Raw genomic sequence first — 15518 nt, 5'->3', positions numbered from 1 at the left:
GCAGCGCGGGGAACCGGCTACAGTCGTGATCCGGCCGTGGCAAATGGATAACACGCCCTACACGGCCACCGCGCGACACTGGATCAGAACCTTTAGGCAAGGCCCCCCCATGAGCAGATTGACTGTGATTACCGACCGCGCCCTCGAGCGTGCCCTGGACATCGCCAGCACCGCCGGTGACGGCCTCAAGCATGCCGGCAGCAACCTGCGTCACTTCGGGCCGCAGGCGACCGACTGGATCAAGACTGGCGCCGCACTCGGTGCGGTCAAGACCGGCAGCAAGGTCGCCGCCAAGGTGGTGCGCCGCAATCCGGCCGTGACCATCGCCGCTGCCGCTGTCGGCGTGGGGCTGCTGGGCTACGCGCTGTACCGCAAGCAGCAGAAGAAGAAGCTTGCCAACGGCGGCGTGGTGAACGGCCAGGCGCAGCGCATCAGCGCACGCAACCGCCGCAACGAGACCGTGGTGGACGAAACCAGCGATATCGGCAGCGACGCCTGATCCGCTGACGCGTTACCGCATGTGCATCGAAACCGCCGGTCGCTACCGGCGGTTTTTTATTATCCGACCTCGCGCCATTGGCCGGGTTGAAGATCGCCGATCGCATGTGCGCCCATCGAGACACGCACCAGGCGCAACGTGGGCAGTCCGACCGCCGCGGTCATGCGTCGCACCTGGCGGTTGCGGCCTTCGCGCAGCGTGATCGCCAGCCACGCATCGGGCACCGTCTTGCGGAAACGCACCGGCGGCGTGCGCGGCCACAGCTCAGGCGACGGTTCCAGCCGTTCGACACCGGCCGGCAGCGTTGGCCCGTCGTTGAGCAGCACGCCACGGCGCAGCGCCTGGACCTGCTCATCGGTCACCGTGCCTTCGACCTGCACCCAATAGGTTTTGTCGGCCTTGTGCCGCGGATCGGTCAACTGGTGTGCCAGGCCGCCGTCATCGGTGAGCAGCAGCAGGCCTTCGCTGTCGTAATCCAGCCGGCCAGCCGCGTACACCGCCGGTGGCAGCCCGAAACCGGCCAGGGTCGCGCGCGGCGGCTGGCTGCGGTCGGTAAACTGGCACAGCACGTTGAACGGTTTGTTGAAGGCGATCAGCATCGGGGCAACAGCGGCGGTGGGATGGCCCATTGTCCCATCCCCGTGCCGCTGCCGCGATCCGCGCGAACGTCAGCCGATGACGTTCATCTTGAGCAGGACGCGCGGGCCATGGCCTGCGCGGGTCGCTTACTTGCCCGGCTTCACGAAGCGCAGCGTCATGCGGTCGCTTTCGCCGATCGCCTGGTACTTGGCCTCATCGGCCGCGTCATGCTGGTTGGTCGGTGGCAGCGTCCACACGCCGTTCGGGTAATCCTTGGTGTCGCGCGGATTGGTGTTGATCTCGCTGCTGCCGGCCAGTTCGAAGCCGGCGGCTTTGGCCATCGCGATCACCTGCTGCTGGCCCACGTAACCGGTTTTGTCGTCTGCCGGCACATCGGCCTTGGCACGATGCTCCACCACGCCGAGCACGCCGCCCGGCTTGAGCACCGAGAAGAAGCCCTTGAACATGCCTTCGGCCTGGCCGCTGCTGCGCCAGTTGTGCACGTTGCGGAAGGTCAGCACCACATCGGCCGAGTTGGCCGGGCCGAACACTGGCGCCTTCGGGTCATAGGCGACCACACGGCTCTTGCCGAACACCGCGGCGTCGCCGGCAAATTTCTTGTCCAGCCCGTCGCGGCTGCGCTGCTGGTAGTCGCGGCCACGTCCCTCCGCCACGGCCATCGGATCGACCACGGCGGCGACGTACTGGCCCTTGTCGTGCAGCAGCGGCGCGAGGATCTCCGAATACCAGCCGTTGCCCGGGGTGATCTCGATGACCGTCTGGCCCGGCGCGACACCGAAGAACGACAACGTCTGCGCCGGATGGCGGTAAGCATCGCGCTTGACGTTGGCCGGATCGCGGCGGCTGTCCTGCACGGCCTTCTGCACGGCCGGGGTGATCGCGACCTGCGCGTTCGGACCGGCGGGCTTGATCGCCATCGCGGGGGCGGCAAGCATCAGGGTGGAAACAGTGAACAGGCAGGCACAGGTCAACGAACGGGCTTTCATCGGCGAGCTTCCGGTAGCGGGATGCCGCGAGCCTAGCAGCGAAGCGTGTACAGGTGTTCACAAAACGTTAGTGCGACGCAGCATTCCGGAACACTGTTTTGTGCCTGCTGCCGCAACGCTGTCACCACCCCGGCCGTATGCTGTGGAAACGATTCCCAGGGAGAACATCACCCATGACTGCTACGCGCGAACTCGGTCGTTCCGGCCTCCATGTCGCCCCCATCGCCTTCGGCGGCAATGTCTTCGGCTGGAGTGCGGACGAGAAGACCTCCTTCGCCCTGCTCGATGCCTTCGTCGATGCCGGCTTCAACCTGGTCGATACCGCCGACGTCTATTCCGCCTGGGTGCCCGGCAACCAGGGCGGCGAATCGGAAACCATCCTGGGCCGCTGGTTCAAGCACAGCGGCAAGCGCGACAAGGTGGTGCTGGCGACCAAGGTGGCCAAGTGGTCCGAACACCCCGGCCTGTCGGCCGACAACATCACCGCTGCGGTGGAGGATTCGCTGCGCCGCCTGCAGACCGACGTGATCGATCTGTACCAGGCGCACGAAGATGATGAATCCACGCCGCTGGAGTCCACGCTGGCCGCCTTCGGTCGCCTGATCGAACAGGGCAAGGTGCGCGCGATCGGTGCCTCCAATTACAGCGCCGAGCGTCTGCGCGATGCCTTGAGGGTATCGGCCGACTACAAACTGCCGCGCTATGAAACGCTGCAGCCGGAGTACAACCTGTACGACCGTGCCGGCTACGAATCCGGGCTGGAAGCGGTGGTGCGCGAAGCGCAGTTGGGCGTGATCAGCTACTACTCGCTGGCCAGTGGCTTCCTCAGCGGCAAGTACCGCAGTGCGGCCGATGCGGGCAAGAGCAGCGCGCGCGGCCAGAGCGTGGTCGACAAGTACGTCAATCCGCGCGGGCTGCGCATCCTCACCGCGCTGGACGATGTAGCCAGCGCGCATGGCGTGAGCCCCTCGCAGGTGGCGATTGCGTGGTTGATCGCGCGCCCGGGCATCACCGCGCCGATCGTCAGCGCCACCAGTGTCGAGCAGTTGAAGGATGTGCTGGCGGCCGCGAACGTCGCGCTGTCCGCGCAGGATGTGCAGCAGCTTGATGCGGCGAGCGCCGAACAGGCCTGAGCCCACCGGCAGGTCTGACGGAGGACAGCCGCCGCAGGGCGGCTGTGTCCGTTTGGGCTGGGCATTCCGCTCCCGGACCGGCCGGGCCCCGGGTCTTATCGGCTGGCCCGGCTGTCCTCGGCGACGAGCGCATGGTGCAGGCTCACCCCGGCGCGCAAGCCTTCGGCGCTGGCCAGGCTGATATTGCCCACCAGCGTGGCATCGCCCGCCGCGTAGATGCCGGGCACGCTGGTCTGCTTGCCCGCGTCGACCTGGATGAGCACGCCGATCGGGCTGTCCTCCAGCGCACAGCCGAGCTGCTCGACCAGCGGTGCCGCCATGTGCTGCCGCGCGGTGACGAACAGCGCGCGCAGTTCAACCCGGCGGCCATCGGCGAGCACGGCGGCACTCAGGGCTGGCGCCTCGCCTTCCAGGCCAACCACCGCCGCATGCTCGATGTTGACCCCGCGGCGCTGCAGCGCGGCCAGGTCGTCGGTCTCCAGCGTCATGCCGTGTGCGAACAGGGTGACGTCGCCCCAGTCGGCGAGAAGCGCGGCCATCGTGGCGGATTTCTCATGCCCGCCCAGCAGCCCGATCGCGCCGCCGCCGATTTCGTAGCCATGGCAGTACGGGCAGTGCACCACGCTGTGCCCCCAGCGCTCGGCCAGTCCCGGCAGCTCGGGCAGTTCGTCGCGGATGCCGGTCGCCAGCAGCAGCTTGCGCGTGGCCCAGGTGTCACCGTTCGCGGTGCCGACCACGAAGCCATCCACGGTCGGTTGGGCGGTGGTGACCGTGTCACTGATCCACCGCACCGTGGGGTAGTCCAGCAGCTGGGTCTTGGCGTTGCGCAGCAGCTCGGCGCCGGCGATGCCGTCCTGGCCGAGCACGCCGTGCGAATGCGCGGCGAAGCGGTTGCGCGGCAGGCCGCTGTCGATCACCAGCACCTCACGGCGGGCCCGCGCCAGGATCAGCGCGGCGGACAGGCCGGCGAAACTGCCGCCGACGACAATCGCATCAAAGGTCATGGGGAACTCCTGCAGCGTGGTGGGCCAGATGGCGGGCGAAGGCCTCGCCCAGGGTGGCCAGGGTGGTGTCGCGCAGGCGGGCCTCGAGCAGGGCCTGGGCCTGGCGGTAACTGTCATCGAGCGCGTCGTTGACCACGCGCTGCACCGGGCAGCCGCGGCCGGTCTCGCGGGCGCCGGTGTGCAGCAGGGCAGGCGCACCGATGGCCACGTACACGTCATACAGCGTGATCTGCGCCGGTTCCCGGGCCAGCTGGCTGCCGCCGCCATGGCCACGCACGCTGGTGACCAGCCCACCCTTGTGCAGGGCGGACAGCAGGCGCCGGATCACCACCGGATGGGTGGGCAGGCAGGTGGCGAGCTGCTCGGAGGTGCGCGGGCCGTGCTGGCCGACCAGATGGGCCATCACGTGCAGCGCGTCGGAGAACTGGTTGCTGGCTTTCATGTAACAACGATAGTTACATATCAGTTGCCTGTCCAGTCCTGTTTTGTTCCATGCATGACCATATTTCATCTACACGCCATCATCACAACATTTAATGGAACGGTAACCGTGATTGGCGTCGCACTTCAGCCTGTTCCTGACAGACCGATACCGCATCGCCCTTCCTCACTTTTGATCTCTCATGACGTCCTCCGCACCGGCGCGTCCACGCGCCCTGAGTCTTCAATTCAAACTGCTGGGCGCGCTGTCGCTCGGCTTGGTCATCATCGTGCTGGCCGCCTTGGCCGGCCTGGGTTCGGCCTGGCGCAACCTCTCGGCCGAGGTGCCGGTCGAGGTGGCTCGCAAGGCACAGGCCGAGCTGTTGCAGCGCGAGTTCCGCCTGCAGGTGCAGGAGTGGAAGAACGTGTTGATCCGCGGTGCGGACGACGCACAACGCGAACGCCACCTGGCAGCCTTTGATGCGGAAGGACGCCGCATCGAAGCGTTGGCCGGTACGCTCGCCACCAGCCGCGACGAACAGACCCGCACGCTGGCCAACCAGTTCCTGGCCGAGCACCGCGCACTGGACGCTCGCTACCGCGGCGCGCTCGAGGCGTTCGCGGCCAGTGGTTATGACACCCAGGCCGGCGATGCACTGGTGCTCGGCGCCGACCGGGCCGTGGGCACTACGCTGGATGCGCTGGCCGCGCGTGCCAGCGAACGTGCCGAGTACGAAACCAACGCCACCTCCGAACGCGCACGCGCCGCGCTGGTCGCCTCGGCCATGGTCACGGCGCTGGCGGCGCTGATGCTGTTGGCGGTGCTCACCCTGTGGCTGCGCCGCGCGGTGATCGCGCCCGTGGTTGCGGTGGAAGCGGCCGCGCGCGCGGTGGCACGCGGTGATCTGGAGCATGCCGTGGTGGTGCGCAGCGGCGACGAGATCGGTCGCCTCGGCACCGCGATGCGCGAGGTCACCCAGACCCTGAAGGACGTGCTGGCCGCACAGGCGACGATGGCGCAGCGCCACGATGCCGGTGAGATCAGCTACCGCATGGACGCGAGCGTGTTCCCCGGCGGCTACGGCCAGATGGTGCGCGACACCAACACGCTGGTCGCCAACCATATCCAGGTGAAGCTGCGCGCGATCGAGATCATGGGCCATTACGCGGTCGGTGATCTGTCGGTGGACATGGAGCGCCTGCCCGGCGAAAAGGCGGTGATCACCCAGGCGCTGGATACGGCCAAGGCCAACCTCGGTGCGATCAATGCCGAGATCAAGCGGTTGGCCGCAGCGGCTGCCGTAGGCGATTTCAGCCAGCGCGGCGATGAAGCGCGCTACCAGCACGACTTCGGCGAGATGGTGGGCGGCCTCAACCGCCTGATGCAGACCACCGAGCAGGATCTGGGCGAGGTCTCACGCGTGCTGCAGGCGATCGCCGGCGGTGATCTCAGCGCGCGCATGCGGGGCGATTTCCACGGCGTGTTCGCCCGCATGCGCGATGACATGGCGCGTACCACCGGTCAGCTGACCACCATCGTCGGCGACATCAAGCAGGCCGCGCAGTCGATCCAGACCGCCGCGGGCGAGATCGCTGCAGGCAACAGCGACCTGTCGCGCCGTACCGAGCAGCAGGCAGCGAATCTGGAGGAGACCGCCGCCTCGATGGAAGAGCTGACCTCCACGGTGCGCCAGAACGCCGAACACGCACGCCAGGCCAACCAGCTCTCGATCAGTGCCGCCTCCGTCGCCTCGCAGGGCGGCGAGGTGGTCGGCCGGGTGGTCACCACGATGGGCGCGATCCAGTCCTCGTCGCGGCAGATCGCCGAGATCATCAGCGTCATCGACGGCATCGCCTTCCAGACCAACATCCTCGCGTTGAACGCAGCCGTCGAAGCGGCACGTGCCGGTGAACAGGGCCGCGGCTTTGCGGTGGTCGCCAGCGAAGTGCGCACGCTGGCGCAGCGTTCGGCCGGTGCGGCCAAGGAGATCAAGGCGCTGATCGATCAGTCCGTCGCCGATGTCGACAGTGGCGCAGCACTGGTGCGGCAGGCCGGGCAGACCATGGGCGAGATCGTCGGCAGCGTGCAGCGCGTCACCGACATCATGGCCGACATCGCCGCCGCGTCGCAGGAGCAGTCGGCCGGCATCGAACAGGTCAACCAGACCGTGGTGCAGATGGACGAAACCACGCAACAAAACGCGGCCCTGGTGGAGGAAGCCTCCGCGGCGGCGCGCAGCATGGAAGAGCAGGCCGTGGCCTTGAATGCCGCGGTGGATGTGTTCGTGCTGGATGCCGGGCGCGGGGCGGTGAGCGGATTGGCGCGCGCGGCGTGATGCAGCCGTAGTGCCGGCCAGCGGCCGGCACTACCGGGCGTAGGGGGTGCCCACCATGGCCTGCGCCAGGTGATCCAGGAACGAGCTGATCCGCGCCGAGACTGCCGTGTTGCGGTAGTACACGGCGTGGATCGGCTGGCGGACCTCCACGGTGAGGTCCGGCAACAGCTGCACCAGGGTGCCGGCTTCGCGGTCGCGGTGGGTCATGAAGTCGGACAGGCAGACGATGCCCACCCCTTCCAGCGCGAGCCGGCGCAGCGTTTCGCCGCTGGAGACCGCCACCGCCGGGCGCACGTGCAGCAGCGCGTCGGTCGCGCCGGGCAGCGGCCAGTGATTGAGTGAATCGGGCTCGTTGAAACCCAGCAGGGTGTGCGTGCCCAGTGCCGCGACATCGCGCGGGGTGCCGTGCTGCTGCAGGTAGGCTGGGCTGGCCATCACGCGCAGGCGGCTGTGCGCCAGCGGCCGTGCATGCAGGGTGGAATCGGCCAGTGGCCCGATCCGGATGGCCACATCGGTGCGCCGCTCCAGCAGATCGATGTAGCGCTCGCTGCTGTTGAGTTCCAGCGCCACCTCGGGATAGCGCGCGCGGTAGCTCGCCACCAGCGGGGCGATCACGTGCAGCACGAACGGCATCGCCGCATCCACACGCAGGCGCCCGGCCGGGCGTTGACGCCGGGCGGCGATCTGCTCCTCGGCCGCTTCCACCGAGGCCACGATCGCGCGGGCCTGGGCCAGGAAGGCGTCGCCTTCCTCGGTCAGCTGCAGGCGACGGGTGGTGCGGGTCAACAGCGTGGTGCCGAGTTTCTCCTCCAGCCGGCCCAGTGCCCGGCTGACACCGGACGTGGTCTGGCCAAGCTGTTCGGCGGCGGCGGTGATCGACCCGCTGTCGATCACCGCGATGAAGGCCTGCATCTCATCGAGGGTGGTTTTCATGGCGGCGGCCGGGCGGAAGGGGCCCATTATTGACCATGGGGCAACAGTGATTGGCGTGAAGGCCGCTTTTTCCGCAAGAGTACGGCGCGCAGACTGCGCAGCCTTGCTCCCCACCGGTATCCGTCCATGTCCCGTGGTATCCCCTTGGCCTTGTTGGCGTTGACGCTGGGTGCGTACGCCATCGGCACGACTGAATTCGTCATCGTCGGGCTGATCCCGACCATCGCCGCCGACCTCGGCGTCACCCTGCCCTCGGCCGGCCTGCTGGTTTCGCTGTATGCGCTGGGCGTGGCGGTCGGTGCACCGGTGCTTACCGCGCTGACCGGGCGAGTGCCGCGCAAGACCCTGCTGGTCGCGCTGATGCTGCTGTTCACCCTGGGCAACGTGATCGCCTGGATGGCCCCGGGCTATGGCTCGCTGATCGTGGCGCGCGTGCTGACCGGCCTGGCGCATGGTGTGTTCTTCTCGATCGGCTCGATCATCGCCACCTCGGTGGTGCCCAAGGAAAAGGCCGCCAGCGCGATCGCGATCATGTTCACCGGCCTCACCGTGGCGCTGGTCACCGGCGTGCCGCTGGGTACCTTCATCGGCCAGCACCTGGGCTGGCGCGCCACCTTCCTGGCCGTGGCCGGGCTCGGTGTGATCGCGCTGATCGGCAGCCTGCTCTTCGTCCCGCGCAACCTGCAGCGCAGCGCACCGGCCACGTTCGGCCAGCAGCTCGCCGTGCTCGCGCAGCCGCGCCTGCTGCTGGTGTATGCGATCACCGCGCTCGGTTACGGCGGCACCTTCCTGTCCTTCACCTACCTGGCCTCGATCCTGCAGGACGTGACCGGTTTCTCGGCCAATGCGGTCAGTGGCGTGCTGCTGGTCTATGGCGTGTCGGTGGCGATCGGCAACCTGTGGGGCGGCCGCCTGGCCGACCGCCGCGGCCCGATCCCGGCGCTGAAGCTGATCTTCGCGTTGCTGGCCGCGGTGCTGTTCGCGCTCACCTTCACCGCTTACAACACCTGGCTGGTGCTGCTGACCGTGCTCGCGCTGGGCGCGGTGGCGTTCGGCAACGTGCCCGGGCTGCAGGTATACGTGGTCAAGCAGGCACAGCGGTTCGCCCCGCAGGCCGCCGATGTGGCCTCGGGCCTGAACATCGCCGCGTTCAACGTCGGCATCGCGCTCGGTGCTTCGCTGGGTGGCCTGGTGGTCGATCACTTCGGCCTGATGCACACCCCGTGGCTGGGCGCTCTGGTGGTGATGGGCGCCTTCGGCCTGACCGCATGGAGTGGCCGCCTGGACCGCCGCGATGGGGTTGCCGACCGCGCCGAAGGCATCGCCGTGAGTGCGCATTGATCGCTCCCGGCAGCGGACCGACGGTCGGCAGTACGCGACAACAGCCGACCCACGATTCGTTTCACGCAACCGCAGCCGACCCACGGTCGGCTCTACGTCGCTTTACGGTGCACGGCGTAGCCTGCACCTCACCCCCATGAAGGAGTTTCCATGAGCATTCCCGCCTTCGGCCTCGGCACCTTCCGCCTGAAGGGCCAGACCGTGATCGACTCGGTGCGCAACGCACTGGACGTCGGCTACCGCGCCATCGATACCGCGCAGATCTACGAGAACGAAGCCGAGGTCGGTCAGGCCATCGCCGAGTCCGGCGTGGCGCGCGATGATCTGTTTCTCACCACCAAGATCTGGATCGCCAACTTCCACCACGACGCGCTGCTGGAGAGCCTGCGCGAGAGCCTGCGCAAGCTGCGCACCGACCATGTCGAGCTGACCCTGATCCACTGGCCGTCGCCGAAGGACGCGGTGCCGATGGCCGAGTATCTCGGTGCACTGGCCGAGGCCAAGTCGCAGGGCCTGACCCGCCAGATCGGCATCTCCAACTTCACCATCGCCCAGACCCGCCAGGCCATCGCGATCCTCGGTGCCGATGCGATCGCCACCAACCAGATCGAAGTCCACCCTTACCTGCAGAACCGCGCGTTGATCGCGTTCCTGAAGGAACAGGGCATCCATGTCACCGCGTACATGAGCCTGGCCTACGGCGAAGTGCTCAAGGACCCGGTGATCCAGGCCATCGCCGCGCACCACCGGGCCACCCCGGCCCAGGTCGCGCTGGCGTGGGCGTTGCAGCAGGGCTTCGCGGTGATTCCGTCCTCGACCAAGCGCGACAACCTCGCCGGCAATCTGCTGGCTGCGGAACTGCGCTTGAGCGATGAGGACATGGCGCAGATCGCCACGCTGGACCGCGGACATCGCCTGGCCAATCCGGAGGGGATCGCGCCGGCCTGGGATTGATGGACAGCGCCCGACCGCTGGTCGGGCGCGGGATGGTGCGTGCCGGCCGCCGGCCGGCACCTACCGGAGCAACCAGTCCCGCATTGCCGCGCTGACTTCGTCGGGCTTCTCCATCGGGGCCAGATGGCCGCAATCGGGCAGCACCACCAGGGTTGAATCCGGCACCAGCGCGTGCATCGCCTCGCTGATCGCCAGCGGGGTGATGCGGTCGTTCGCACCGCACACGATCAACAGGGGATCGCGGTACCCGGTCAGCACGTCATGGCCATCCTCCCGGTCCAATGCGCTCTGGCGCAGGAATACGTCCGCACCCAGCCGTGCGGTCATGTCGCGTACGCGCTGTACCAGCACGTCATCATCCAGCCGCGAGGCATCGATGTAGCTGCGCATCAACGTGTCACCGAAGCCGTGGAATTTCCCGGGCAGGCGTACGCTGGCCCGCTGGGTCTGGCGTTGCTTGGCGCGCTCGGGCGAGTCGGCATGGATCGAGGTATCGACCAGGGCCAGCCGCAGCACCCGCTCCGGCGCGGTGCGCAGGATCGCCTGCGCCACGAAGCCGCCCAGTGAAAAACCGGCCAGGGCGAAACGCGCCGGTGCCTGCGCCAGCACGTCCTCGACCACCGCCTGCATCGTCTCGCCGCGGGTCTGGTCGCCGACGATGCACGCGGCGATATCGGACAGGTCGGCGATCTGCGCGCGCCAGAGTTCAGCGTCGTTGAGCAGGCCGGGGAGCAGCAGCAGGGGGATACGATCAGTCATGCCGTATTGTCGCCCCGCCCACGTGCCCGCGCCGTACCGCGATCGGCTCAGTGCGTTGCAGGATCGGGCGCCTGCGGCACCTGCACATCCTGCACCGGCAGGGTCACCACCATCACCGTCGAATCGTCCGGGTCGAGCCGGGTCTTGAAGCCCAGGCTCTGGCACATCGCCAGCATGGTGCTGTTCTCGCGCAGCACCTGGCCTTCGATGATGTTCAGGCCGAGCCACTGCGCGTACTCGATCATGATCGCCATCAACCGCCAGCCGATGCCGTGGCCCTTGAGGTCGGAGCGGATCAGGATGCCGTACTCGCCACGGTCGTAGTCTGCATCGGCATGCAGCCGCACCGCACCGAGCATGTCGCCGCTGCGCGGATCGATCGCCACCAGCGCGATGGAGCGCGCGTAGTCGAGCTGGGTCAGGCGCGCGATGAACTCGTGGCTGAAATGCTTCACCGACTGGAAGAAGCGCAGGCGCAGGTCGTCATCGGTAACGCGCGCAAAGAAGGCGCGGAACAGCGCGTCGTCCTCGGGGCGGACCGGTCGCACGAAGGCGGGGGCGCCGTCGGACAGGGTAATGGTGCGCTCCCATTCCTTGGGATACGGGAACACCGCGAAGCGCGGATGGCCGCGGCCCTTGTGCAGCTTGCGCGAGGGTTCGATCGCCACGCGCGCATCGAGTGCGATCACCCCGTCGCGGTCGGCGAGCAGCGGATTGATGTCGAGCGTGCGGATCTCGGGAATGTCGGCGGCGAGCTGGGCCAGCTTGACCAGGATCAGCGCGACCGCGCGTTCGTCGGCGGCCGGGACATCGCGGTAGGCCTTCAGGATGCGCGACACGCGCGTGCGCCCGATCAGTTCGTGCGACAGGCGCAGGTCCAGCGGTGGCAGGGCGATCGCCTTGTCGTCGATGACTTCGACCGCGGTGCCGCCACGGCCGAACACGATCACCGGGCCGAAGGTCGGGTCGTCGGCGATACCCGCGATCAACTCGCGCGCCTTGGGCCGCACGATGGTCGGCTGCACCAGCACGCCATCGATGCGCGCATCGGGTCGCTTTTCGTGCGCGCGCGCGATGATCGAGGTGGCCGCCGCATGCACGGATTGCAGGGTACTGAGATTCAAGCGCACGCCATCCACATCGGACTTGTGCGGGATATCGGCCGAGAACACTTTGATCGCGACGGTGGCGCCCTGCTCCAGCAGCGGCTGGGCCAGGTCCATCGCCTCGTGGGCATCACGGGCCTGCATCACCGGCGCGGACGGAATGCCGTAGGCGCTGAGCAGCTGGTGGGTGGCGATCGGGTCCAGCCATTGCTGGCCGGCGGCGAGCGCAGCCTCCACCAGCGCGCGGGCGCCGGCGGTATCGACCACGAAATCCTCGGGCAGGCTGGGCGGGGTTTCCATCAACGCGGCCTGCGCGTCGCGGTAGCGCACCAGATGCTGGAAGCCGCGGACCGCCTCGGCTTCGGTCGGGTAGGTCGGCACGCGCGCGGCATTGAGCGTGGCCGTGGCACGATCGTCGTTGCCCAGCCACACCGCGAACACCGGCTTGTCGCGATGGTGGCGCGGGCGCAGGCCGAGCGTGCGGGTCAGCGCCTGCGCGGCATCGGCCGAGGAGGTGAACGCGGTCGGCACGTTGACCACCAATACCGCGTCGTTCTCGGTATCGGACATCAGCGCTTCGATCGCCGCGGCGTAACGGTCGCCGTCGGCATCGACCACGATGTCGACCGGATTGCTGCGCGACCAGCCCTGCGGCAGCACCGCATCGAGTTGTGCGACGGTGGCCGGCGACAGCTCGGCCAGGCTGCCGCGCAGGGCCAGCAGCTGGTCCACCGCCAGCCGCCCCACCCCGCCGCCGTTGCTCAGGATCGCCAGGCGACGCCCGGGGAAGGTGCCGAGCCGGCCCAGTGTTTCGGCCGCGGTGAACAGCTCATCCAGCGCGCTGACGCGCAGCAGGCCCGCGCGGTTGAATGCCGCCCCGTAGACCGCATCGGCGCTGGCCAGCGCCTGCACGTGGGTATCGGCATCGGGATTGATGCGGATGTGGCGGCCGGATTTGACCACCACCACCGGCTTGGCGCGCGCAGCGGCACGCGCGGCCGACATGAACTTGCGCGCATCGCGGATGTGCTCGACGTACAGCAGGATCGCGCGGGTGCGGTAATCGGTGGCGAAGTAATCCAGCAGGTCGCCGAAGTCGACATCCAGGGTGTCGCCGAGCGAAACCACGGCGGAGAAACCGACCGAGCGCGCCACGCCCCACTCCACCAGGGCCGCGGCAATCGCGCTGGATTCGGAGATCAAGGCCAGGTCACCGGCCTGCGGGAAGTGCGCGGCGATGCTGGCGTTCAAGCGCGCATGCGGGGCGATCACGCCCAGGCAGTGCGGGCCCAGAATGCGCAGGCCCTTGGGCCGTGCTGCCGCCTCCACCTGCGCGGCCAGCGAGCCCGGGCCTTCGCCCAGGTTGGCAGTGAGGATGATCGCCGCGCTGACACCGCGCTCGGCGGCGGTGGCCACCACCTGCGGCACGATGCTGGCCGGGGCGGTGATGACCACCAGCTCCGGCACCCAGTCCAGATCCTTGAGCCGCTTCACCGTGCGGATGCCGTCTATCTCGCTGTAACGCGGATTGATCCAGGCCACGTTGCCGGGGAAGCCGGTGTCGCGCAGATTGCGCATTACCGCGCGGCCGGCGGAGCGTTCACGCGGGCTGCCGCCGATCACGGCGACCGACTGCGGGCGGAAGACGGCTTGCAGGTGGTAGGTGCTCATGCGACCAGACAGTAACAGGGACGGGGGTGATTAATAATCACCCCCGTCCCTGTTATTAACGACCTCCGTCCCTGTTAAAGGAGGGTGCCGCGCAGGATCATCGCGGCGATGCTGAAGTAGATGACCAGACCGGTGACGTCCACCAGCGTGGCCACGAACGGGGCCGAGGCGCTGGCCGGGTCGAAGCCCAGGCGCTTGAGGATGAAGGGCAGCATCGAGCCGGACAGCGAGCCGAACGTGACGATGCCGACCAGTGCCGCGCCGATGGTCAGTGCCAGCAGCTGCCAGTGCTCGCCGTAGTCGTGCAGGCCCAGCAGCTGCCAGGACACGATGCGGATGATCGCCAGCACGCCCAGGATCGCCCCCAGGGTGATGCCGGTCGGCACCTCGCGCAGCGCCACCTTCCACCAGTCGCGCAGGCGCAGCTCACGCAGGGCCAGGCTGCGGATCAGCAGCGAGGTCGCCTGCGAGCCGGAGTTGCCGCCCGAACTCATGATCAGCGGGATGAACAGCGTCAGCACCACCGCGCGCGCCAGCTCGTCTTCGTAATGCTGCATCGCGCTGGCGGTCAGCATTTCGCCGAGGAACAGCACGCTCAGCCAGCCGGCCCGCTTGCGCAGCATCTCGAAGAAGCCGATCTGCATGTACGGCTTTTCCAGCGCCTCCATGCCGCCGAACTTGTGCACGTCCTCGGTGGATTCTTCGATCAGCGCATCCAGGATGTCATCCACCGTGACGATGCCCAGCACATGGTGCTGCGCGTCCACCACCGGGATCGCGAGCAGGTCGTGGCGGCGGATCAGCTGCGCCACCTCTTCCTGATCCAGCTGCACATCCACCGTCACCGGCGGGTTGACCTGGGCGACGTCGAGGATGGGCTCCTCGGGCAGCCCGGTGATCAGCCGGCGCATGGTGACCACCTGCACCAGCGCGCGGGTGTGCGGGTCCAGCACATAGATTGCGTAGACGGTCTCGCGGGTGCGCTCCACTTCGCGGATGTGCTGCAGGGTGCGGCCAACCGTCCAGTCCGAGGGCACGCTGACGAACTCGGTGGTCATCAGCGCGCCGGCGGTGTGCGCCGGGTAGCTCAGCAGCTGCTGGATCGCCTTGCGCGCCTCCGGGCTGAGCAGCGGGATCAGGCGTGCGCGCTCGTCCTCGTCCAGCTCGTGGACGATATCGGTGGCGCGGTCATCGGCCATCAGCCCGAGAAGGGCTGCGGCGCGGGCCACCGGCATGGCCGCTACCAGATCGCCGCCGCGGTTGAGCTCGGGCTGCTCGAGCATCTTCACCGCGCGCGGCAACGGCAACGCGGCCAGCGTGTCGGCGGCGCGCGACAGGCTCAGCGTGTTGAGGAATTCCACCGCGTCGGCGGTGTTGAAATTGTCGAGGGGTGCGCTCAACGAGGCGGCATCGGCCACCGGGCGCAGCAGGTCTTTCTGGTTCATCGTATTCGCCTGTGGGTATCGCATTGCGCGACGCCAACGCTGGCGAACCGACCCGTGTCAGGCGGTGGCCATCGCTGGCGTCGAGCAAGGTCGACTTCTACTGTCGCTGGACATGGGTTGGGGACTCCGGAAGGGTTTACTGCCGACGGCGGACGCCAGCAGCGGCGGGCAGTCTGGACCCGGGTGTGACGCAGGTCAACCCTTGTCCGGGATGCCGTTCCGGTGGCAGTCGCCTTGGGCGCCCATGGCGGCCGCATAATACTGCGTGGCCCTGGCCACAGGCCCCGGCCGCCCCGGGGAGGCTTTCCACCCGCACGGCACACACCCCCAT

The 15518-nt window shown here is 68.1% G+C and carries 13 protein-coding genes; 5 read left to right on the top strand and 8 right to left on the bottom strand.

Features of this window, described 5'->3' with window-relative positions:
* Positions 1–109: 109 nt before the first annotated feature.
* On the top strand, positions 110–499 hold the full coding sequence (locus ACW6W5_RS00545) for a hypothetical protein (RefSeq protein WP_121040832.1): 390 nt from the start codon (positions 110–112) through the stop codon (positions 497–499).
* 59 nt (positions 500–558) lie between these two features.
* Here the strand turns inward: ACW6W5_RS00545 and ACW6W5_RS00540 are convergent, their stop codons facing one another.
* Together ACW6W5_RS00540 and ACW6W5_RS00535 are read right to left on the bottom strand one after the other, a co-directional pair.
* Entirely contained in the window at positions 559–1098 is a 540-nt protein-coding gene (locus tag ACW6W5_RS00540) for a pseudouridine synthase (protein WP_152152188.1), read from the bottom strand.
* 126 nt (positions 1099–1224) lie between these two features.
* Positions 1225–2085 (bottom strand): class I SAM-dependent methyltransferase, encoded by an 861-nt coding sequence (locus ACW6W5_RS00535; RefSeq protein ID WP_152152132.1) that lies wholly within the window; start codon positions 2083–2085, stop codon positions 1225–1227.
* Positions 2086–2258: 173 nt separating this feature from the next.
* Between ACW6W5_RS00535 and ACW6W5_RS00530 the strand changes: the two genes are divergently transcribed.
* The gene (locus ACW6W5_RS00530; protein ID WP_152152130.1) at positions 2259–3218 is read left to right on the top strand and encodes an aldo/keto reductase; all 960 of its coding nucleotides are present in this window, start codon (positions 2259–2261) and stop codon (positions 3216–3218) included.
* 95 nt (positions 3219–3313) lie between these two features.
* Here ACW6W5_RS00530 and ACW6W5_RS00525 read toward each other — a convergent pair whose 3' ends face one another.
* Positions 3314–4222, bottom strand: coding sequence for an NAD(P)/FAD-dependent oxidoreductase (locus ACW6W5_RS00525; protein WP_152152128.1), 909 nt, complete (start codon positions 4220–4222; stop codon positions 3314–3316).
* Positions 4212–4664, bottom strand: a complete 453-nt coding sequence (locus ACW6W5_RS00520; protein ID WP_152152127.1) for an Rrf2 family transcriptional regulator — start codon at positions 4662–4664, stop codon at positions 4212–4214. The genes ACW6W5_RS00525 and ACW6W5_RS00520 overlap by 11 nt, the downstream gene beginning before the upstream one ends.
* Before the next feature lie 181 nt (positions 4665–4845).
* On the opposite strand from ACW6W5_RS00520, the gene ACW6W5_RS00515 reads away from it, so the two are divergent.
* Complete coding sequence (locus tag ACW6W5_RS00515; protein WP_121040842.1) at positions 4846–6978, top strand: methyl-accepting chemotaxis protein; 2133 nt, start codon at positions 4846–4848, stop codon at positions 6976–6978.
* Positions 6979–7008: 30 nt separating this feature from the next.
* On the opposite strand, the gene ACW6W5_RS00510 is transcribed toward ACW6W5_RS00515, so the two are convergent.
* Positions 7009–7911 (bottom strand): LysR family transcriptional regulator, encoded by a 903-nt coding sequence (locus tag ACW6W5_RS00510; RefSeq protein ID WP_121041334.1) that lies wholly within the window; start codon positions 7909–7911, stop codon positions 7009–7011.
* A 126-nt stretch (positions 7912–8037) separates the two neighbouring features.
* Here ACW6W5_RS00510 and ACW6W5_RS00505 point away from each other — a divergent pair, with 126 nt between their 5' ends.
* A complete protein-coding gene (locus tag ACW6W5_RS00505) occupies positions 8038–9252 on the top strand; it encodes an MFS transporter (protein WP_121040844.1) in 1215 nt (404 codons plus the stop codon).
* 150 nt (positions 9253–9402) lie between these two features.
* Positions 9403–10206, top strand: coding sequence for a 2,5-didehydrogluconate reductase DkgB (gene dkgB / locus ACW6W5_RS00500; protein WP_152152124.1), 804 nt, complete (start codon positions 9403–9405; stop codon positions 10204–10206).
* Between the two features lie 60 nt (positions 10207–10266).
* On the opposite strand, the gene ACW6W5_RS00495 is transcribed toward dkgB, so the two are convergent.
* The 3 genes from ACW6W5_RS00495 to mgtE form a co-directional block, all read right to left on the bottom strand.
* Positions 10267–10965, bottom strand: coding sequence for an alpha/beta fold hydrolase (locus tag ACW6W5_RS00495; protein ID WP_121040848.1), 699 nt, complete (start codon positions 10963–10965; stop codon positions 10267–10269).
* 47 nt (positions 10966–11012) lie between these two features.
* Positions 11013–13742 carry a bifunctional acetate--CoA ligase family protein/GNAT family N-acetyltransferase gene (locus ACW6W5_RS00490; RefSeq protein ID WP_152152122.1) on the bottom strand — a complete coding sequence of 910 codons (2730 nt, stop codon included), beginning with the start codon at positions 13740–13742 and terminating at the stop codon, positions 11013–11015.
* A gap of 74 nt (positions 13743–13816) precedes the next feature.
* A complete protein-coding gene (gene mgtE / locus ACW6W5_RS00485) occupies positions 13817–15187 on the bottom strand; it encodes a magnesium transporter (protein WP_121040852.1) in 1371 nt (456 codons plus the stop codon).
* Positions 15188–15518: the final 331 nt, after the last annotated feature.

This window comes from Stenotrophomonas sp. IS26 (genome assembly GCF_054188265.1).
The sequence above is the reverse complement of the archived record's forward strand: the minus strand, read 5'-3'. Positions and strand labels throughout refer to the sequence as shown.